This is a genomic window from Arcticibacterium sp. SM2516 (assembly GCF_057914865.1).
This window is the reverse complement of the sequence record NZ_CP195290.1, coordinates 1,979,352-1,998,615: the sequence shown is the minus strand read 5'-3', so window position 1 is coordinate 1,998,615 and position 19,264 is coordinate 1,979,352. Positions and strand designations below refer to the sequence as shown.

29 protein-coding genes and 1 pseudogene are annotated in these 19,264 nt (G+C 36.5%); 27 read left to right on the top strand and 3 right to left on the bottom strand.

Going from position 1 to position 19,264, the window contains the following annotated elements:
- Nucleotides 1–20 precede the first annotated feature (20 nt).
- From rplV to carA, 26 genes and pseudogenes are all read left to right on the top strand, one after another.
- On the top strand, nucleotides 21–407 hold the full coding sequence (gene rplV / locus ACSBFT_RS08375) for a 50S ribosomal protein L22 (protein ID WP_489604252.1): 387 nt from the start codon (nucleotides 21–23) through the stop codon (nucleotides 405–407).
- 33 nt (nucleotides 408–440) lie between these two features.
- Nucleotides 441–1,214 (top strand): 30S ribosomal protein S3, encoded by a 774-nt coding sequence (gene rpsC / locus ACSBFT_RS08370; protein WP_489604251.1) that lies wholly within the window; start codon nucleotides 441–443, stop codon nucleotides 1,212–1,214.
- A 35-nt stretch (nucleotides 1,215–1,249) separates the two neighbouring features.
- Complete coding sequence (gene rplP, locus ACSBFT_RS08365) at nucleotides 1,250–1,669, top strand: 50S ribosomal protein L16 (RefSeq protein ID WP_489604250.1); 420 nt, start codon at nucleotides 1,250–1,252, stop codon at nucleotides 1,667–1,669.
- Nucleotides 1,670–1,729: 60 nt separating this feature from the next.
- On the top strand, nucleotides 1,730–1,912 hold the full coding sequence (gene rpmC, locus ACSBFT_RS08360; RefSeq protein ID WP_489604249.1) for a 50S ribosomal protein L29: 183 nt from the start codon (nucleotides 1,730–1,732) through the stop codon (nucleotides 1,910–1,912).
- Nucleotides 1,913–1,971: 59 nt separating this feature from the next.
- Nucleotides 1,972–2,226, top strand: a complete 255-nt coding sequence (rpsQ, locus tag ACSBFT_RS08355) for a 30S ribosomal protein S17 (protein WP_489604248.1) — start codon at nucleotides 1,972–1,974, stop codon at nucleotides 2,224–2,226.
- A 53-nt stretch (nucleotides 2,227–2,279) separates the two neighbouring features.
- Complete coding sequence (gene rplN / locus ACSBFT_RS08350; protein WP_489604247.1) at nucleotides 2,280–2,648, top strand: 50S ribosomal protein L14; 369 nt, start codon at nucleotides 2,280–2,282, stop codon at nucleotides 2,646–2,648.
- A 36-nt stretch (nucleotides 2,649–2,684) separates the two neighbouring features.
- Nucleotides 2,685–3,011, top strand: a complete 327-nt coding sequence (gene rplX / locus ACSBFT_RS08345; protein ID WP_489604246.1) for a 50S ribosomal protein L24 — start codon at nucleotides 2,685–2,687, stop codon at nucleotides 3,009–3,011.
- A gap of 34 nt (nucleotides 3,012–3,045) precedes the next feature.
- The gene (gene rplE, locus ACSBFT_RS08340; RefSeq protein WP_489604245.1) at nucleotides 3,046–3,603 is read left to right on the top strand and encodes a 50S ribosomal protein L5; all 558 of its coding nucleotides are present in this window, start codon (nucleotides 3,046–3,048) and stop codon (nucleotides 3,601–3,603) included.
- 12 nt (nucleotides 3,604–3,615) lie between these two features.
- Entirely contained in the window at nucleotides 3,616–3,885 is a 270-nt protein-coding gene (rpsN, locus tag ACSBFT_RS08335) for a 30S ribosomal protein S14 (RefSeq protein WP_489604244.1), read from the top strand.
- A gap of 110 nt (nucleotides 3,886–3,995) precedes the next feature.
- A complete protein-coding gene (rpsH, locus tag ACSBFT_RS08330; protein ID WP_489604243.1) occupies nucleotides 3,996–4,397 on the top strand; it encodes a 30S ribosomal protein S8 in 402 nt (133 codons plus the stop codon).
- Nucleotides 4,398–4,444: 47 nt separating this feature from the next.
- Entirely contained in the window at nucleotides 4,445–5,002 is a 558-nt protein-coding gene (gene rplF, locus ACSBFT_RS08325; protein ID WP_489604242.1) for a 50S ribosomal protein L6, read from the top strand.
- A gap of 31 nt (nucleotides 5,003–5,033) precedes the next feature.
- The gene (gene rplR / locus ACSBFT_RS08320; RefSeq protein ID WP_489604241.1) at nucleotides 5,034–5,381 is read left to right on the top strand and encodes a 50S ribosomal protein L18; all 348 of its coding nucleotides are present in this window, start codon (nucleotides 5,034–5,036) and stop codon (nucleotides 5,379–5,381) included.
- Nucleotides 5,382–5,399: 18 nt separating this feature from the next.
- The gene (gene rpsE, locus ACSBFT_RS08315) at nucleotides 5,400–5,906 is read left to right on the top strand and encodes a 30S ribosomal protein S5 (RefSeq protein WP_489604240.1); all 507 of its coding nucleotides are present in this window, start codon (nucleotides 5,400–5,402) and stop codon (nucleotides 5,904–5,906) included.
- Nucleotides 5,907–5,934: 28 nt separating this feature from the next.
- Complete coding sequence (gene rpmD / locus ACSBFT_RS08310) at nucleotides 5,935–6,111, top strand: 50S ribosomal protein L30 (RefSeq protein WP_489604239.1); 177 nt, start codon at nucleotides 5,935–5,937, stop codon at nucleotides 6,109–6,111.
- A 54-nt stretch (nucleotides 6,112–6,165) separates the two neighbouring features.
- A pseudogene (rplO, locus tag ACSBFT_RS08305) lies at nucleotides 6,166–6,603 on the top strand (50S ribosomal protein L15); the annotation flags it as partial.
- Nucleotides 6,577–6,990 carry a helix-hairpin-helix domain-containing protein gene (locus ACSBFT_RS08300; protein ID WP_489604827.1) on the top strand — a complete coding sequence of 138 codons (414 nt, stop codon included), beginning with the start codon at nucleotides 6,577–6,579 and terminating at the stop codon, nucleotides 6,988–6,990. The pseudogene rplO and the gene ACSBFT_RS08300, both read left to right, overlap by 27 nt.
- 20 nt (nucleotides 6,991–7,010) lie before the next feature.
- Nucleotides 7,011–8,336 (top strand): preprotein translocase subunit SecY, encoded by a 1,326-nt coding sequence (gene secY, locus ACSBFT_RS08295; RefSeq protein ID WP_489604238.1) that lies wholly within the window; start codon nucleotides 7,011–7,013, stop codon nucleotides 8,334–8,336.
- A 6-nt stretch (nucleotides 8,337–8,342) separates the two neighbouring features.
- The gene (map, locus tag ACSBFT_RS08290; protein WP_489604237.1) at nucleotides 8,343–9,149 is read left to right on the top strand and encodes a type I methionyl aminopeptidase; all 807 of its coding nucleotides are present in this window, start codon (nucleotides 8,343–8,345) and stop codon (nucleotides 9,147–9,149) included.
- 2 nt (nucleotides 9,150–9,151) lie between these two features.
- Nucleotides 9,152–9,370, top strand: coding sequence for a translation initiation factor IF-1 (gene infA, locus ACSBFT_RS08285; RefSeq protein ID WP_111371812.1), 219 nt, complete (start codon nucleotides 9,152–9,154; stop codon nucleotides 9,368–9,370).
- 33 nt (nucleotides 9,371–9,403) lie between these two features.
- On the top strand, nucleotides 9,404–9,520 hold the full coding sequence (gene rpmJ, locus ACSBFT_RS08280) for a 50S ribosomal protein L36 (RefSeq protein WP_489604236.1): 117 nt from the start codon (nucleotides 9,404–9,406) through the stop codon (nucleotides 9,518–9,520).
- Nucleotides 9,521–9,526: 6 nt separating this feature from the next.
- A complete protein-coding gene (gene rpsM, locus ACSBFT_RS08275; protein ID WP_489604235.1) occupies nucleotides 9,527–9,901 on the top strand; it encodes a 30S ribosomal protein S13 in 375 nt (124 codons plus the stop codon).
- A 57-nt stretch (nucleotides 9,902–9,958) separates the two neighbouring features.
- The gene (rpsK, locus tag ACSBFT_RS08270; RefSeq protein ID WP_489604234.1) at nucleotides 9,959–10,354 is read left to right on the top strand and encodes a 30S ribosomal protein S11; all 396 of its coding nucleotides are present in this window, start codon (nucleotides 9,959–9,961) and stop codon (nucleotides 10,352–10,354) included.
- A gap of 73 nt (nucleotides 10,355–10,427) precedes the next feature.
- Nucleotides 10,428–11,033: a 30S ribosomal protein S4 gene (rpsD, locus tag ACSBFT_RS08265; RefSeq protein ID WP_489604233.1), complete on the top strand. Its 606-nt coding sequence runs from the start codon at nucleotides 10,428–10,430 to the stop codon at nucleotides 11,031–11,033.
- Nucleotides 11,034–11,127: 94 nt separating this feature from the next.
- Entirely contained in the window at nucleotides 11,128–12,117 is a 990-nt protein-coding gene (locus tag ACSBFT_RS08260) for a DNA-directed RNA polymerase subunit alpha (protein WP_489604232.1), read from the top strand.
- Between the two features lie 90 nt (nucleotides 12,118–12,207).
- Nucleotides 12,208–12,744, top strand: a complete 537-nt coding sequence (rplQ, locus tag ACSBFT_RS08255) for a 50S ribosomal protein L17 (protein WP_489604231.1) — start codon at nucleotides 12,208–12,210, stop codon at nucleotides 12,742–12,744.
- Between the two features lie 165 nt (nucleotides 12,745–12,909).
- Complete coding sequence (carA, locus tag ACSBFT_RS08250; RefSeq protein WP_489604230.1) at nucleotides 12,910–14,016, top strand: glutamine-hydrolyzing carbamoyl-phosphate synthase small subunit; 1,107 nt, start codon at nucleotides 12,910–12,912, stop codon at nucleotides 14,014–14,016.
- A gap of 2 nt (nucleotides 14,017–14,018) precedes the next feature.
- Here carA and ACSBFT_RS08245 read toward each other — a convergent pair whose 3' ends face one another.
- Nucleotides 14,019–15,140 carry a THUMP domain-containing class I SAM-dependent RNA methyltransferase gene (locus ACSBFT_RS08245; protein WP_489604229.1) on the bottom strand — a complete coding sequence of 374 codons (1,122 nt, stop codon included), beginning with the start codon at nucleotides 15,138–15,140 and terminating at the stop codon, nucleotides 14,019–14,021.
- 103 nt (nucleotides 15,141–15,243) lie between these two features.
- Here ACSBFT_RS08245 and thrC point away from each other — a divergent pair, with 103 nt between their 5' ends.
- Nucleotides 15,244–16,551 carry a threonine synthase gene (gene thrC, locus ACSBFT_RS08240; RefSeq protein WP_489604228.1) on the top strand — a complete coding sequence of 436 codons (1,308 nt, stop codon included), beginning with the start codon at nucleotides 15,244–15,246 and terminating at the stop codon, nucleotides 16,549–16,551.
- A 9-nt stretch (nucleotides 16,552–16,560) separates the two neighbouring features.
- Here thrC and ACSBFT_RS08235 read toward each other — a convergent pair whose 3' ends face one another.
- Nucleotides 16,561–17,283, bottom strand: a complete 723-nt coding sequence (locus ACSBFT_RS08235) for a LolA-like protein (RefSeq protein WP_489604227.1) — start codon at nucleotides 17,281–17,283, stop codon at nucleotides 16,561–16,563.
- Between the two features lie 73 nt (nucleotides 17,284–17,356).
- Nucleotides 17,357–19,243: a 1,4-alpha-glucan branching protein GlgB gene (gene glgB, locus ACSBFT_RS08230; protein WP_489604226.1), complete on the bottom strand. Its 1,887-nt coding sequence runs from the start codon at nucleotides 19,241–19,243 to the stop codon at nucleotides 17,357–17,359.
- Between the last annotated feature and the right edge of the window lie 21 nt (nucleotides 19,244–19,264).

Genomic DNA, 19,264 nt, shown 5'->3' with positions numbered 1-19,264 from the left:
TTGGGTAAAATAATATAAAAATGGAAGCAGTAGCAAAACTTAACAATTTTCCAACCTCGCCTCGTAAAGCCAGATTGGTGGCTGATTTAATCAGAGGAAAGAAAGTTAGTCTGGCACTTGGAATTCTAAGTCATCAGCCTCAAGCTGCAGCACCAGTACTTAAAAAAGTTCTGATGTCAGCAGTGGCCAATTGGCAAGAGAAAAACCAGGATATTACTATTGATGATGCGGAGTTAATAGTAAAGAGTGTTTTTGTGGATAGCGGTAGAATGTTGAAAAGACTTCGACCTGCACCTCAAGGTAGAGCACATAGAATTAGAAAACGTTCTCATCATGTAACGTTGGTTGTTGACAATATTGCAACACCAGTGGAAGCTACTGCTGAGGAAGTGAAAACAGAGGAATAATTTATACCCCAAAATTAATTTAGATTACAAAACATGGGACAAAAAGTAAATCCTATAGGTCTTAGACTTGGTTACATTAAAGGTTGGGAGTCTAGCTGGTACGGCGGAAAAGACTTTTCAGATAAACTAGTTGAAGACAACAAGATAAGAAAATACATAAAAGCCCGTATTCAAAAGGGTTCTATTTCTAAAGTTGTTATCGAGAGGACACTAAAAAGGATTACGTTAACAATACATACGGCTAGACCTGGTGTTGTTATTGGTAAAGCTGGTGCTGAAGTTGACAAACTAAGAGAGGAACTTAAAAAGCTTACTGGTAAGGATATTCAAATAAATATTTTTGAAATCAAGAGACCTGAACTAGATGCGAAGCTTATTGGTGAGACTATTGCACAGCAGTTGAAAGCAAGAATTTCTTACAGAAGAGCTATGAAGCAGTCTATTCAATCTGCTACTAGAGTAGGGGCTCAAGGTATAAAAATTAAACTTTCGGGTAGATTAGGTGGAGCTGAGATGGCAAGAACCGAAATGTACAAGGAAGGTAGAATTCCTCTTCATACTTTAAGAGCAGACATTGATTATGCTATTTCTGAAGCCTTAACAGTTTATGGAATTATAGGTATCAAAGTTTGGGTATTTAAGGGAGAAGTATATGGTAAAAGAGATTTAACTCCTGGAGCAGCTATAGAAGAAAGCAAAGAGAGTGGAAGAGGCGGCCGTGGTGGAAACGACAGAGGTGGTCGTGGAAAGAGAGAAGGCGGCAGAGGTAGAAAGGCTGACGGAGAAGGAAACAGAAATAGAAGATAAGAAAAGAGGGTTACCTCAGATAAAGACGAACAGTTATGTTACAACCGAGAAGAACCAAATTTCGTAAGCAGCAAAAAGGAAGAATAAAAGGCTTGGCCTCAAGAGGTCATCAAATTGCCTTCGGTTCTTTTGCAATAAAATCATTGGAGCCAGGTAGAATTACCTCACGCCAAATTGAAGCTGCTCGTATTGCCGTTACACGTGCTATGAAACGTGAAGGTCAAGTGTGGATTAGAATTTTTCCTGATAAGCCTATTACGGCTAAACCTCTAGAGGTTCGTATGGGTAAGGGTAAAGGAGCTCCAGAGTACTGGGTAGCAAATATCTTCCCAGGTACAGTGCTATTTGAAGCAGGTGGAGTACCTATTGAGGTGGCTAAGGAAGCTTTAAGATTGGCAGCTCAGAAATTACCGATGACTACAAAGTTTGTAGTTAGGAGAGATTATGTTGCTTAATTTAGAGATAAACTACAAAAGTATTCAGAATCAAAGGTTTCTGAGATAAATAAGATTAAGATGAAAAAAGTAGATTTGAAAGGTTTAAATGTTGAGCAGTTGAATCAGCAGTTAGCCGAGGAGAAACAAAGGTTGCAAAAGTTAAAATTTGCACACGCGATTACTCCTATTGAAAATCCGAAAAGAATTACTGAGGCAAGAAAAGTGATAGCTAGATTGTCAACTGAGTTAAGCGGTAGATAATTCAATTAATATTACAGAATAGGAATAACGTGGGTAGAACCACAAATCTGTTACCAAAAATGGAAAGAAAAGTTAGAAAAGAGCGTGTAGGTGTTGTTACTAGCAATAAGATGGATAAATCTGGCGTAATACAGGTTGTTCGTAAAGTAAAGCATGCGAAGTATGGTAAATTCATGCTTAAAACTAAAAAGATCATGTTTCATGATGAAAACAGCGAAGCCGGTATTGGTGACACTGTTAAAATAATGGAAACTAGACCTTTGAGTAAGACTAAGAACTGGAGACTTATTGAAGTTCTTGAGAAAGCTAAATAGTTGGCATATCTTATATATAGGTCGGTTTAAAATAAAGTTTAAATAATAGAATAATGTTACAGCAAGAATCAAGAGCGAATGTAGCTGATAATAGCGGTGCCAAAGAGGTTTTAGTAATACGCGTTTTAGGCGGTACTAGAAAGAGATATGCAGGTATTGGCGACAAAGTGGTGGTTACAGTTAAGCAAGCACTTTCCTCTTCTAGTATGAAGAAAGGTACTGTTTCTAGAGCCGTTGTGGTAAGAACTAAGAAAGAAGTAAGACGTAAAGACGGTACTTATATACGTTTTGAAGAGAATGCAGTGGTTCTTTTGAATAATAACGATGAGCCAAGAGGTACACGTATTTTTGGACCTGTAGCTCGTGAACTTCGTGAGAAGCAATTCATGAAAATAGTTTCATTAGCACCGGAGGTACTTTAAGAGTCTTTTGGAGATAAATTAGTAAAAGAAAGAAAAATGAATACTCAAAAAAAACGTCATGTACGCACTGGAGACACAGTGAAGGTAATTGCGGGTAATTCTAAAGGAAAAGAAGGTAAAGTTACGGAAGTGATTTTAGCTAAAGATAGAGTTATTGTAGAAGGGGTTAATATGATTAAGAAGCATATTAAACCTAATGCACAGAATCCTCAAGGTGAAATCCAAGAAAGAGAGGGTACTATTCACATTAGTAACATAATGGTTGTGGATCCATCAAGTGGAGATGCAAGTAGGACTGGAAGAAAATTAAACGAAAAAGGGAAATTGCAACGCTTTTCAAAATCTAGCGGCAAATTCATTTAAAAGATAAACGTGGGTCGGAAATCCACTTTTCAAAATGGCAAGATTAAAAGAACAATATTTAAAGGAAGTTGTACCTGCTTTAAGAGAAAAATTCTCTTATAAATCAATTATGCAGGTACCTGCTCTTAAGAAAATCGTAGTAAACAGAGGAGTTGGTGAAGCTACTGGTGATAAGAAGCTGGTAGATTCAAGTGTAGAAGAACTTAGCATTATTACGGGTCAGAAAGCAGTTCCAACCTTATCTAAGAAGGCAGTTTCCAACTTTAAGTTGAGAGAAAATATGCCGATTGGTGCTAAAGTAACTTTACGTGGAGAAATCATGTATGAGTTTCTTGACAGATTAACTGCGGTAGCACTTCCTAGGGTAAGAGATTTTCAAGGTATAAGTGATAAAGGATTTGATGGTAGAGGTAATTACACTTTTGGTGTAACAGAACAAATTATCTTTCCTGAAATTTCAATAGATAAAATTGCGAAAATACAAGGGATGGATATAACTTTTGTGACTTCTGCAGGAACAGACGCAGAGAGTTATGAGTTGTTGAAAGCTTTAGGTATGCCTTTCGCAAGTTCTAAAAAAACTAATAATTAATTTCTATCAAAGATGGCAAGAGAGTCGATAAAAGCAAGAGAACGTAAAAGAGAGAAACTGGTAGCACGTTATGCAGATAAAAGAGCTGCATTAAAAGCTGCTGGAGATTGGAAGGGTTTAGATGCCTTACCGAAAAACTCTTCACCAGTTCGTCTTCATAATAGATGTAAGTTAACTGGTAGACCAAAGGGCTATATGCGTAAATTTGGTATTAACCGTGTAACTTTTAGAGAAATGGCCAGTGCGGGTCTAATACCAGGAGTTACAAAAGCTTCTTGGTAATAATTTTGAAATTAATTTAGAATAAACTATCTTTGCAGCCCAATTAAGAAAGTCACGCCCGTGAAACTCCTTAATGTTGGCTTAGGTATCCAAAATATATATTAAACAGAATGGTAACAACGGATCCAATAGCGGATTTTCTAACTAGGATTAGAAACGCTATCAGTGCAAGACATAGAGTTGTGGAAATTCCTGCTTCAAACATGAAAAAGGAAATCACAAAAGTACTTTATGATAAAGGATATATACAGAGTTATAAATTTGAGGACTTAGGTCCACAAGGTCAAATTAAAATAGCTTTGAAATATAATTCTCAAACAAAGGAATCAGCAATAGTTGATCTTAGAAGAGCTTCAAAACCAGGTTTAAGAAAGTATGCTAAGGCTACTGCTTTACCAAGAGTTTTGAACGGATTAGGTATCGCCGTGATGTCAACTTCAAAAGGTATTATTACCGATAAAGAAGCTAGAACATTAAATGTAGGCGGTGAAGTACTTTGTTATATTTACTAAAATCAAAAATGTTGACCGCTTAGAAATAAGCCTTAAACAAAATTATAATGTCAAGAATAGGTAACAAAACTATAGTAATTCCAGCTGGTGTTACAATCACAGTAGACGATAGTAATATCGTTACAGTTAAAGGACCAAAAGGAGAACTGAAGCAAGCTATTGAGAAGGATATGAAAATATCTATTGAAGGTAGTGAGTTGAAGGTTGTTCGTCCTACTGAACAAAAAAGGCACAAAGCTTTACATGGTCTTTCAAGATCTTTAATTAACAACCAAGTAGTGGGTGTTACAGAGGGTTTTAAGAAAGAACTGGAGTTAGTAGGTGTAGGTTATAAAGCCACTAATGAAGGTAACATACTGGATTTATCTTTAGGTTACTCTCACAATATTTACTTCGCTATTCCATCAGAAATAGTAGTAGTTACTGAGATGGTTAAGGGTAAAAACCCAAAAATCACTTTAGAAGGAATAGATAAGCAGTTGATTGGACTTGTTGCTGCAAAGCTTAAGTCTCTAAGAAAAATTGAACCTTACAAAGGTAAAGGTGTTCGCTTTATTGGTGAGCAGGTACGTAGAAAAGCAGGTAAGACAGCTGCTAAGAAGTAATTTATTGATTTAACGATTTAAAGAATATATAATGTCAACTTTTAAAACGAAAAGAAGGCAAAGGATTAAGTGGAGTATAAGAAGAAAGGTTAACGGCACTGCCGAAAGACCAAGATTATCTGTATTCCGTTCCAACAAAGATATTTACGCTCAATTAATTGATGATGTAAAAGGTCAAACGCTAGCTTCAGCTTCGGCTAAAGCTTTAGGTTTGAGTGGACTTAATCTTGAGAATGCCAAGAAAGTAGGAGAAGGTTTAGCTAAGTTAGCTATTGATAATGGAGTTACTGCTTGTGTTTTTGATAGAAGTGGTTATTTGTATCATGGTAATGTAAAAGCATTAGCAGAGGGTGCTAGAGCTGGTGGCCTTAAATTTTAATATCAGAACTATATCAAAATGAGCAAAGGAGTAAAAGTAAACGAGTCAGAGCTTAAAGAGAAAGTTGTTGCGATAAATCGTGTTGCCAAGGTTGTTAAAGGTGGACGTAGATTTAGTTTTTCAGCAATTGTTGTTTTAGGTGACGGTGAAGGTTCTGTTGGACAAGGTTTAGGTAAAGCAAACGAGGTGGTTGATGCAATTGCAAAAGCAATTGACGATGCTAAGAAGAATATGGTCACTATTCCTATAGTGAATGACACGGTACCTCATGAGATGCACGGTAAATATTCTGGAGGATACGTATTCGTTAAACCAGCTGCACCTGGAACAGGAGTAATTGCAGGTGGAGCTATGCGTGCCGTTCTAGAGGCCGCTGGTATTCATAATGTACTTGCAAAGTCTAAAGGTTCGTCTAATCCACATAACGTGGTTAAGGCAACAATCGCAGCTTTACAGAAAATGAGAGCACCTCATCAAGTAGCTGTTCAAAGAAGAATTAAACTTAGCAAAGTTTATAACGGATAATTAGAAATTCATTTTAAGAATATATAAAATGGCAACTGTAAAAATTACTCAAGTTAAGAGTACGATTGATAGACCTATGAGGCAAAAGCTTACTATTAAAGCTTTGGGTTTAGGTAAAATAAATCGTACGGTAGAGGTTGAACTTAATCCTGCTATTCAAGGTATGATTAATAAGGTTCAGCATTTAGTAAGAGTAGAAAATTAATAGGGAAAACCGAGTGATTCATTTATAATGGATTGCGTAAAGAATTAAAAAATGATAAACTTAAGTAATTTAAAACCTGCCAAAGGTGCTGTAAAAAATAACAGTAGAGTAGGTAGAGGTCAAGGTTCTGGTGGTGGTGGAACTGCTAAGAGAGGACACAAAGGAGCGAAATCTCGTTCTGGTTATTCTCAGAAAAGAGGTTTTGAAGGTGGTCAAATGCCGCTTCAAAGACGTGTTCCTAAGTTTGGTTTTAATAATATTAATAGAGTAGCTTATAAGGCTATTAACTTAGATACTTTACAAAACTTAGCTGACGGTACTGGTGTAACTGTAGTGGATTTAGGTGTTTTATATAACACTGGCCTTACTCAAAAGACGGATGTTGTTAAGATTTTAGGTAGAGGAGAATTGAAATCTGCACTAGAAGTTAAAGTAAACGGATTTTCTAAATCAGCTGTAGAGGCGATAGAAAAAGCTGGTGGTACTGCAGTAGTAGATGCTACATTTAACCCTGAAGCTTCAATAGAATTAAAAGGTAAAAAGAAGTCTGTTAAAAGTGAAGCGGTTGTAGTTAAGGAGAAAGCTAAAGCTCCTAAAGTAACTAAAGCTAAGAAAGAGTCAAAAGGTGATGACCTTAAGAAAATAGAAGGAGTTGGTCCTAAAATAGCCGAGTTGCTTTCTAACGGAGGTTTCGGTACCTTTGCGGAAATAGCGGCAGCGAAGGTGGAGGATCTTCAGTCAATTTTAACTGAAGCCGGCTCTAGATATGCTTCTCATAATCCTACTACTTGGCCTGAGCAGGCTTCACTTGCTGCAGCCGGAAACTGGGATGAATTGAAAGAATTACAAGATAAATTGAACGGCGGAAGGCCAGAATAAGCTAGCAGAGTACTCTGACAATGAATAAATTTATAACCACCCTTAAGAATATTTGGTCCATTGAGGAATTAAGAAATAGAATTCTTAATACCGTAATGATAATTGTAATTTTCAGAATAGGATCATTTATTGTTTTACCAGGGGTAGATCCTTCGCGTTTGCAAGATCTTACAGGTGGGAATGGATTATTAGGCTTACTTGATACTTTGGTTGGAGGTGCTTTTAGCAACGCCTCCATCATGGCATTGGGTATCATGCCTTATATTTCTGCTTCCATTGCTATCCAGTTAATGGGTTTAGCTTTACCTTATTTTAGCAAATTGCAAAAGGAAGGAGAATCTGGAAGAAAGAAAATTAATCAAATCACCAGATGGTTGACCATTGCGGTTACTGCCATGCAAGGATTTACTTATTTGAGAACTACTATTCCTACTGAAGCCATTACGGTTAGTCAGGGATTATTTTATTTCTCTTCTGTAATAATGCTTGTAGCAGGTACAATGATGTGTGTTTGGTTAGGCGAGCGTATGACTGAAAAGGGAGTAGGTAATGGTATATCAATGATTATTATGATTGGTATTATCTCAAGACTTCCTGCAGGTTTGGTTCAAGAGTTTAGTTCAAGAACAAATGCAGGACAGGTGTTGTTTTTTGTAATAGAAATGATTATTCTGTTTATGGTTGTTGTTTTTGCAGTAGCAGTTACTCAAGCAGTCAGAAGAGTGCCTGTTCAATATGCTAAACAGATTGTAGGTAATAAGATGGTTTCGGGTCAAAGACAGTATTTGCCTTTAAAAGTGAATATATCTGGTGTGATGCCTATCATTTTTGGTCAAGCTTTAATGTTTGTGCCAGCAGCTTTAGCAAGTGCTTTTGCTGATAAGAGTGATTTTTGGGCAAACATTCAAACTGTATTTTCAGACTTTACGTCTTGGCAATACAATGCTCTTTACGCATTCTTGATTATTGCTTTTACTTTTTTCTACACTGCCATTACGATTAATCCTAATCAAATGGCGGATGATATGAAGAGAGGTGGTGGTTTTATTCCTGGTGTAAAACCTGGTTTAAATACTGCAAATTATATAGCAGCTATTTTGGATAGAATTACCTTACCGGGCTCTATTTTGTTGGCCGCCATAGCTGTATTCCCAGCAGTAGCTAGTTTGTTTGGAGTGAGTAATGTTTTTGCTCAGTTTTTCGGAGGAACATCTTTACTTATCTTAGTAGGTGTTGTTTTAGATACGCTTCAGCAAATTGAAAGTTATTTATTAATGAAGAGATATGAAGGCTTAATGCAGTCAGGTCGTCTTCAGAATAGACAAACAGGCGTAGTTGCTCAATAATATTGAATGGGTAGTAGTAGAGTTGTTCAGATTAAGTCAGAAAGTGAGGCCAATATTATTAGAGAGAATGGTGTCATTTTAGGTAAAACACATGCGGAAGTAGCCAAAGTCCTTAATGAAGGAATGACTACAAAGCAATTGGATGAAGTTGCGGAACAATATATAAGAGATAATAAAGGAATACCTTCCTTTAAAGGTTATGGAGGATTTCCAGCATCATTGTGTATTTCAGTTAATGATGTAGTAGTGCACGGGATTCCGAGCAATAGAGTTCTTAAAAGTGGTGATATAGTATCCATAGATTGTGGAGTTTATAAGAATGGTTTTCACGCAGATAGTGCCTATACCTATGTAATTGGTGAGCCTTCTAAAGAAGACATAAAGCTTTTAAAATCTACCAAAGAATCTCTTTTTAAGGGAATTGAGCAAGTAAAACAAGGTAATCGAATTGGTGACCTTAGTTATGCAGTTCAATCTTATAATGAGGACAATGGATTTGGTTTAGTAAGAGAATTGGTTGGTCATGGAGTAGGTAAAGATCTTCATGAATCTCCTGAGGTACCGAATTATGGGAAGAGAGGCAATGGACCAAGAATGCAAAAAGGAATGGTCATTGCTATTGAACCAATGGTTACGTTAGGTAAAAGATTTATAGTTCAAGAGGAAGATGGTTGGACTATAAGGACTGAGGATAGAAAAACTGCCGCACACTATGAGCATACCGTTTTGGTTACTAAAGAAGGGTATGATATTTTAACAACGTTTGAATACCTGGAAGAGGTACTTGAACAAAGAAAAATGTTTTATGTATAATTATGGCAAAACAAGCTAATATACAAGTAGATGGTATTATAAGTGAAGCGTTATCTAATGCTATGTTTAGAGTAGAGTTAGAGAATAAACACGAAGTAGTAGCACATATTTCTGGGAAGATGAGGATGCATTACATCCGTATTCTACCTGGAGATAAAGTCAAATTGGAGATGTCTCCTTATGACTTAACAAAAGCAAGAATTGTTTACAGATATAAATAATATCGAGGTTGAATTCCTCTAATTTTTGAGAACATGAAAGTCAAAGCATCAGTAAAAAAGCGTAGTGTTGATTGCAAAATAATCCGCCGTCATGGTAAGGTTTATGTGATTAACAAAAAGAATCCAAAATTTAAACAAAGACAAGGATAAATAGATATGAGGATTTCAGGTGTAGATATTCCGGATAACAAAAGAGGTGAAATTTCCTTGACCTATATATATGGTCTTGGTCGTAGTACATCTCAAAAAATACTAACTAAAGCCGAGGTTTCTTTTGATAAGAAAGCTGGTGAGTGGTCAGATGATGAAGCTAACGCTATTCGTGCCGTCATTACAAATGAGTACATGGTAGAAGGAGCTTTAAGATCAGACGTTCAGTTAAGTATTAAGCGTTTGATGGATATAGGTTGTTACAGAGGTCTTAGACATCGTAAAGGTCTTCCTTTAAGAGGTCAGAGAACTAAAAACAATTCTAGAACCCGTAAAGGGAGACGTAAGACAGTAGCCAACAAGAAGAAAGCTACTAAGTAAAAAATTGTAGAACAGGGATTATAGTTTGTAATCCGCCGAATAGCTTAAAATAAAATAATGGCTAAAGCAAAAAGAAAAGACAAAGCAAAAAAGAGAGTTGTTGTCATTGAACCACATGGTCAGGTTCATGTAAAGGCATCTTTCAACAATATTATTATTTCAGTTACTAACAGTACTGGTCAAGTTATATCTTGGGCGTCTGCTGGTAAGATGGGATTTAGAGGTTCTAAAAAGAATACACCTTACGCAGCCTTAACTGCATCTCAAGACTGCTGTCAAGTGGCTTATGATGCTGGTATGAGAAAAGCGGATGTATTTGTTAAAGGACCGGGTTCAGGAAGAGAGTCTGCTATTCGTACCATTCAAAGTGTAGGTATTGAAGTAGTAAGTATTACTGACGTTACTCCGTTACCTCATAACGGTTGTCGCCCTCCAAAAAGAAGAAGAGTTTAATTTTATCAATTTGTTTTCTAAATGCTGGTTTGGACATTGGGGCCGTGCATTTCTTAGACACTAATATTTAATAATGGCAAGATACACAGGTCCAAAGGCAAAGATTTCTAGAAAGTTTGGTGAACCGATCATGGGACCAAGCAAAGCCTTACAAAAAAAGAACTATCCTCCTGGCCAACATGGCAAAGGAAGAAGAAGTAAAAAATCTGAATACGCACTTCAGCTTCAAGAAAAGCAAAAAGTTAAGTATACTTATGGTATGTTGGAGAAGCAATTCGCTCGTTTTTTCCACATGGCTGCAGTTAAACCAGGTAGAACAGGTACTAACTTGATTCAATTATGTGAATCTAGATTAGATAACGTTGTTTACAGAATGGGAATAGCTCCTACAAGAAGAGCTGCAAGACAATTGGTGTCGCACAAGCATATTGTAGTGGATGGTGATGTCTTAAACGTACCATCTTATACTGTTAAACCAGGTCAATCTATCGGTGTTAGAGAAAAAGCTAAAGCAATGGATGCTATTACAGAAAGCTTAAGTATCAATACAGCTTCTAAATATAGTTGGATAGAGTGGAACGCAGCAGACATGACTGGAAGATTTATATCTTATCCAGAAAGAGAGCTTGTTCCTGAGAACTTCAATGACCAAGCGGTTGTCGAGTTATACAATAAATAAAATAATTAGCTAGTCGTCTGTCTAAGGCGACTAGCATTCTTGATTTAGGAAATTCCTAAATCTTCTTTCGTTAACGAAAAAAGAACACCATAGTATGTCAATATTAGCATTTCAAATGCCCGATAAAGTCGTGATGGAAAAAGCAGACGACTTCCATGGATTTTTTGAGTTTAAACCGCTTGAGAGAGGTTATGGAGTAACAATCGGAAATGCTTTGCGTCGTATCTTATTATCTTCTTTAGAAGGGTATGCGATTACTGCCGTAAGATTTCCTGGAGTACTTCATGAGTTTTCATCAATTGAAGGTGTTGTTGACGATGTAACAGAAATTATCTTAAATCTTAAGCAAGTTAGATTTAAGAAAGTGTCTGATTATGTTGATAACAAAATTACGGTTAAGGTTAAAAACCAAACTGAACTTACAGCTGGTGATATTTCTAAATTTACTCAGAGTTTTGAAATTTTGAATCCGGAAATGGTAATAGCCCGTTTGGATTCTAAAAAGGAATTAGAGTTTGAGATAGTTGTAGATAAAGGTAGAGGTTACGTTCCTTCTGAGGAGCAAACTAATCCTGATTTACCGATTGGTTTTATAGCTGTAGATTCTATTTACACACCAATCAAAAATGTAAAGTTTACTGTTGAGAATACAAGAGTAGAACAAAGAACTGACTTTGAAAAACTTTTATTAGAAATTAAATCTGATGGCTCTATTCATCCAGAGATAGCGTTACAGGATGCTTCTAATATTTTGATTCAGCATTTCTTGAAATTCACTGATGAGAACATGGTATTTGATACCAAAGGTGATGAAGATAATGATATGGTGGATGAAGAATTCTTACATATGAGAAAACTTCTTAAAACATCTCTTCAAGATCTTGATTTATCTGTAAGAGCATATAACTGTCTGAAATCAGCGGAAATTAGAACTTTAGGTGACTTAGCTAGATTAGAAGTTGCGGACATGATGAAATTTAGAAACTTCGGTAAGAAGTCTTTAACGGAGTTAGAGCAACTGGTAGCAGAAAAAGGTTTACACTTCGGTATGGATATAGTGAAGTATAAATTAGATGAAGAATAAGAATATCGCAAATTTTAAATAAAACAAAAGTAATAGGTGGGGTTGGCTTTGCGATATACAGCCCTTACCGGTACTTACTAAATTAGAAAAATGAGACACGGAAAGAAAATTAATCATTTAGGTAGAACAAAATCTCACAGAGTTGCTATGCTTAGCAACATGTCGGTTTCTTTGGTACTTAATAAGAGAATTACGACTACTTTAGCAAAAGCTAAGGCTTTGAGAAAGTATGCAGAGCCTCTGATTACTAAAGCTAAGAATGATACAACACACTCTAGAAGAGTTGTATTCTCTTACTTACAAGACAAAGAAGCGTTAAAAGAGCTTTTTGGTACTATCAGTGAGAAAGTGGCTGAGAGAAATGGTGGTTATACCCGTATTATCAAGTTAGGAACGCGTTATGGTGATAACGCTGAAATGGCTTTGGTAGAACTGGTAGACTTCAATGATAACTTAGCTGTTGACGCAACTGATTCATCTGCTTCTGAAGGTACAACCAAAAGAAGAAGAAGAGGTGGTAAAAAGACTACTACAGACACTGAAGCAACTGTTGTTGATGAATCATCAGTTGAAGAGGTTGTTGAAAATGATGAAGCTGAGTCTACTTCGGAAGAAGAAAAGGCTTAAGACGAACTTTATTTTTTTAGAAGGAGACCAGGAATGGTCTCCTTTTTGCGTATAGGAGTAGTATTTCTTAAAGGATTTCTTAGCTGCATTTAAATAGTAAGAAAAAATCTTTTAACTTTACGCTCCGATAATTCATTCTACTCATCGGAAATCACAAAAACATTGATGGAAAAATCTCAAGTGCGTGAAGCATATCTTATGCTGGAAGACGGAACCGTGTTTAAAGGGAAAGCCCTTGGTAAATTAGGGACGTCGACTGGAGAAATATGCTTTAATACTGGTATGACTGGCTACCAAGAAATCTATACCGACCCTTCTTATTCTGGGCAGATTATTGTAAATACGACCTCTCACATTGGAAATTATGGAGTAAAGTTGGAAAGTGAAGAAGAATCTTCTAGTGTGAAAATAAAAGGTGTGGTATGTAATGCATATGCAGATACGTATTATTCTAGAAACACAGCGGACTCTTCACTTCAAGAATACTTTGAGAATGCTGGAGTAGTTGGCATTTGCGACGTCGACACAAGACAAATTGTGCGTCATATTAGAAATGCCGGCGTAATGAATTGTATTATATCTTCTGAAATAGACGATATAGATGCACTCAAGAAAGAGCTAGAATTATGTCCATCCATGGAAGGTTTGGAGCTTTCTAGTACTGTAAGCACATCAGAACCATACTTCTATGGAGATGAATCTGCGTCTTTTAAGTTGGCTGTGTTGGACTTAGGATGCAAAAGGAATATTCTGAGGTCATTTGCGGAAAGAGACTGCTATATGCAGGTTTATAATGCTAAAACTCCGCTGTCTGAAATTTTGAAATGGAATCCTGATGGTTTTTTTATATCAAATGGACCAGGAGATCCTGCCGCAATGGATTATGCAGTGGATACCATAAAGGAAATGCTTGAGACCAACAAACCCTTATTTGGGATTTGTTTAGGACATCAAATATTAGGCAGAGCTTGTGGCATCGGGACTTATAAGATGCATAGCGGACACAGAGGTTTAAATCATCCTGTAAAGAACTTAGTTACTGGGAAATCTGAAATTACCTCTCAGAATCATGGGTTTTCTGTAAACACGGATGATGTTAAATCAACCCCGGATGTGGAAATTACCCATATGAATTTAAATGATAATACGGTAGAGGGTATTAAATTGAAAAGTAAGCCTGCGTTCTCTGTTCAATATCATCCAGAGGCTGCCCCAGGACCTCATGATTCAAGATACTTATTTGACGACTTCGTAGCTTTATTAGGAAAGTAATCCTAATAAAGCTTATAGTGATTAAGCTTGCATTCTAGGCCACCATTAAACATTTGGTGCCTAGATTCAGGCTTAAGTCCAAAATACTTTAATGCTTCTAAATTGGAGCTTATAATCCAAGCTTCGCAATTGCGGTATTGTTTCTTGAGTTGGTCTCCAATATTCTTGTAAAAGGCATTTATCTCATCAATTTCTAATCTTTCTCCGTAAGGCGGATTTAGGAAAACTATCCCGCTTTCACCTATTTTAGAAGAAAGAAAGAAATCCTCCCTTTTCACTCTGATGATGTCGTCCAGTCCTATTTTTTCAACATTAACAGATATGTTATCTATATTCTCTGTGAGCAAATCTCTGCAGTAAATATTTGTATCAGAGTACGTCCTACTTTTCTCTAGATCATTTTTAATGTTATGAAACATTTCTCTGTTATAATCTACCCATTTTTGGAAGCCAAAACTCCGATTAAGTCCTGGAGCTATATTATTGGCAATAAGTGCTGCTTCAATACTAAAGGTTCCTGAACCCGACATAGGATCATAAAAATCATCTTTGCCATTCCAGCCCGACTTTAGAATTATACCTGCGGCTAAAACTTCGTTTAATGGGGCCTCATTTGAAAATTCCCTGTATCCTCTCTTGTTTAGCGTATCGCCAGAGGAGTTTAGAGAAATAGTACAGGCATTATACTGAATATGAACGTTGAATTGATAATCGGCATTAAAAGTATCTACATCTGGCCTACTGCCGAACTTTTTTCTAAACCGGTCAACTATCGCATCTTTTGTTTTTAACGCTACATACTTAGAGTGTGTGAAGATTTCTCCACTTACGGTAGCGGTAAGAGAAAAGGTGTCTTTTAATCCAAATATTTCCTCCCATTGCACAGCAAACACTTGATCATATAATTCGTATTCGTCATTAACTTCAAATTCTATAATAGGAATTAAAATACTAATAGAAGTTCTTAAAGACATATTGGCCTTCATCATCAATTCGTCATTGCCTTCAAAGGCTACGGCTCTTTTCCTTTTAGAAATATTCACACCTCCAAGGTTTTCAATTTCTTCAAAAAGTACATTCTCTAAGCCAGCCAAAGTCTTGGCTATCATTTGGTAATTCTCCATGGTGCAAAGCTAAATTTAAAATCCTCATTTTGGTCAATTCTCTAGTCTCTTGCTGATATTTTTCATAAAATTGCGGCGAATTAAAGCAGTTGAACGGAAATAGATGAAACTTTACAGTACAAATAACATAAGCCCATCGGTTGGAATTGAAGAAGCTATCTTTCAAGGTTTGCCTCCAGATAACGGACTTTATCTTCCACTGGAGATTCCAGTCTTACCAGATACCTTCTGGGAAACTTGTGATAGTTTAACCTTTACTGATATTGCTTTTGTAATAGCCAATGCTTTTTTTCAAGATGAAATACCTGCAGAAGATCTAGAAAATATTTTGCTTGACTCGATGGATTTTGACGCACCATCTGTTAAGATAGAAGAAGATCTGTATTGTCTGGAGCTTTTTCACGGGCCTTCTATGGCTTTTAAGGACTTTGGAGCAAGGTTTATGGCGGCCGTGATGTCATATTTCCTAGAAAAAAGGAATAGGAAGGTTCATATACTTGTAGCTACCTCTGGAGACACGGGTGGGGCAGTGGCACAAGGATTCTTTGGGCAAGAAAATATTGATGTACATATACTTTACCCTAGCGGAAAGGTCAGTGATATTCAAGAGAAGCAATTAACCACGCTAGGTGAAAATGTTTCTGCTATTGAAGTTGATGGTACTTTTGACGATTGTCAAAAATTAGTTAAACAGGCATTTTTAGATGAGGAATTGAGAGAAAAGCTAAATTTAGCTTCTGCCAACTCTATTAATATAGCTCGTTTAATACCTCAAGCATTTTATTACGTTTACGCTTATTCTAGACTGTATAAAAAGGGGTTTCCTGTTGTATTTAGTATACCTAGCGGAAATTTTGGGAATCTTAGTGCTGGAGTGATAGCCTATAAAATGGGCATGCCTGTTCACCGATTTATAGCTGCCACTAATGTTAATAAAGTAGTTCCTGAGTATTTAAAGTCGGGTGAGTATACACTAATTGACCCGTCAATTAGTACTATTTCGAACGCCATGGATGTAGGTAATCCTAGTAATTTTCCTAGGCTGATTGCTTTGTTTGGTAATAAATTCGCAGAATTGACAGATAAGGTTGTTGGATACTCCTATACGGATGAAGAAACGAGAGCCGCTATAAAAGAAGTAAAAGATAGATTTGATTATGTGGTGTGTCCACATACAGCTATTGCATATTTAGGCTTAAAGGATTATATGAATTCTGAGAAACAAAGGGTTTCTGGCGTGTTTTTATCAACAGCACATTATGCTAAATTCTTACCAGATGTAGAGGGTGTTTTAGGGGCTGGTTTACCTATTCCAGAAAGATTAGAAGAACTCTTAGAAAGGGCTAAGGTAGCAGAGAGAATGATGCCTGATTATGGACTTTTTAGAAGCTATCTAGACAATCTGTCTTAAGCGAAAGAATTACTTTCCTATTATAAAAATAGCACTGTTAATTTTAGGATTAGGCTCAATACTTTGAATATCTGTTGTAGTGGTTGGAATACCATTCAAAATTAACTTGGAATTAAAGGGAAAGATAATACCACCTTTCTCTTTAAAGTTAGAGAAAAGGGTTTCCATTTTTCCGTTTCCGTTATGAGCTACGCTTTTTACTAACAAGAAGCTGTTTTTTTCAATATAAAAGTCCACTTCTCCTTTGATAGTTGTTTCCATAAAAGTGTAATCAGGTTTTAAAAGAGTTAATTTAAAACACGGGTTTCCATTTACAGTCTCGTCGTCTTTTTTTATAATTTGATATCTGTTTTTGGATGCCTTAAAAAGCGGGTCTGGGAAGTCTTTACCCTGTTCTATCAGATCGTGTGCATCTTCTTCTGTAAGCGGCTCACTCTTCATGGTCATGGGATTGGTAGCCCAAGCCATTTTACCATCGTAAGAGGCTATGATTTCCATTCCTTCGTAACTGAAAATAGCTTTATAGGCCAAGCCTTTATAGAAGGAAACTGTTTGATAATTGGTAGATTCTGCTTTAATGCTTTCAACTTGCTTTAGACTACTAAGTTTTGTTAATAGTAAAGTGCCCCCTCGCTTTTCTACATACTTCTTAACGATTTCTTCCGCAGTTTGAGCTAAAGATATGGATGAAATAAATAATGAGAACAATACAAGCGTTGAGAGGAATCTCATGGTCAAAATTTGAAGTTATTTAAAAACTTAAACTTCAAATTTTGATCCAATATTTTGTTATGAAATGTTAATGTTATTTTCTCTTGAAAATTAAACCTGCCAAAGGTGGTATATTCAATGAAATAGAATACGGAAGTCCATGATAAGGTTCTTTAATGGCCTTGAAATCGGCATTCCCAATTCCTGCTCCACCATAGTTTTCTTGATCGCTGTTGAGAATTTCAGTATAACTTCCTGCATTATCTACACCTAGCTTATAATTGTTTCTTGGAACAGGGGTAAGGTTTAGAATGATATAGATTTCTTCTGTGTCTGTTAGTCTTTTATAATACAAAACAGAGTTTTCTTCATCCATGGTGTCTATCCATCTAAATGAAGTTTCTTTAAACTGATTTAATGTTAAAGACTGCTCGTTTCTATAAAGAGCATTTAGGCTTTTGACCAGTTCTGAGACTCCTTTATTGAAATGGTTGTCCAATTCGTGCCAATCCAAACTGTTTTTAAAATCCCATTCTCCTCTTTGGCCAAACTCTCCTCCCATAAAGAGTAGTTTGGCTCCTGGATGCGTAAACATATAGGTATATAGCAATCTGAGATTGGCAAATTTCTGCCATTCATCGCCGGGCATTTTATCCCATAAAGAACCCTTTCCATAAACCACCTCGTCATGAGAAAGTGGTAACATGAAGTTCTCTGTGAAGGCATAAACTGTACTGAATGTCAAATCTTTTTGATGGTATTTCCTAAAAGCAGGGTCCTTTTCAAAATAAGATAGGGTGTCGTTCATCCAACCCATCATCCATTTCATGCCGAAACCTAAACCGCCGGTGTATGTTGGTCTAGAAACCCCCGGAAATGCCGTAGATTCCTCGGCAATGGTTTGAGTACCTGGATAAGAAGCATATATTTCTTCGTTAATTTCTTTTAACAGTGATATGACCTCTAGATTTTCTCTACCACCATGAATATTAGGAATCCATTCGCCATCTTCTCTAGAGTAATCTCTGTAAAGCATAGAAGCCACAGCGTCCACTCTTAATCCGTCTACATGGAAACGTTCTAACCAAAATAGGGCATTGCTAATCAAGAAAGATCTTACTTCAAATCTCCCATAATTAAAAATATAACTTTTCCAGTCTGGGTGATATCCCTCAAATGGATTCTCGTGTTCGTAAAGTGCCGTTCCGTCAAACCTAAATAAACCATTAGCATCTCCAGGGAAATGTGATGGAACCCAGTCTAAAATGACACCTATGTCGTTTTTATGAAGCTCCTCTATAAGGTACATGAGGTCTTGAGGGTTACCGAAAATACTACTAGCGGCAAAATACCCCGTTATTTGATATCCCCAGCTTGGCTCATATGGATGATGCATGATAGGCATAAACTCCACATGGGTAAAGCCCATTTCTTTAACATAAGGTACCAAATCCCTTGCAACTTCTCTGTAAGAAAGTCTGCGGTCGTTATTTTCAGGGTCTCTTTTCCATGAACCTAAATGGACTTCATAAACGGAATATGGAGCGTCTAATGAATTCTTTTCGGGTCTGTCTTTCATCCATTTACTATCTGACCACTCATAATAAGTGTCCCAAATAACACTAGCCGTTTTTGGTGGCTTTTCCCACATTAGAGCAAATGGATCGGCCTTTTCTAATTCTTCGCCAGTATTGGATTTGATGAAATATTTATAAACCTCTCCATTTCCAATATTCGGTATAAAGGTTTCCCATATACCAGAATGATCCCATCTAGGACTTAAGTTATGTGATGTTTTATTCCAGCCGTTAAAATCTCCTATTACAGATATTTTTTCAGCGTTAGGTGCCCAAACAGCAAAATAAGTCCCTTTCTGACCATCATTATCTACTACATGGGAACCGAATTTCTCATAAAGCTTGTAATGTTTTCCCGCTTTAAAAAGATGGATGTCGAAATCGGAAAGAAGACTAAAGGACATATTTCAATGGTTTTATTTATA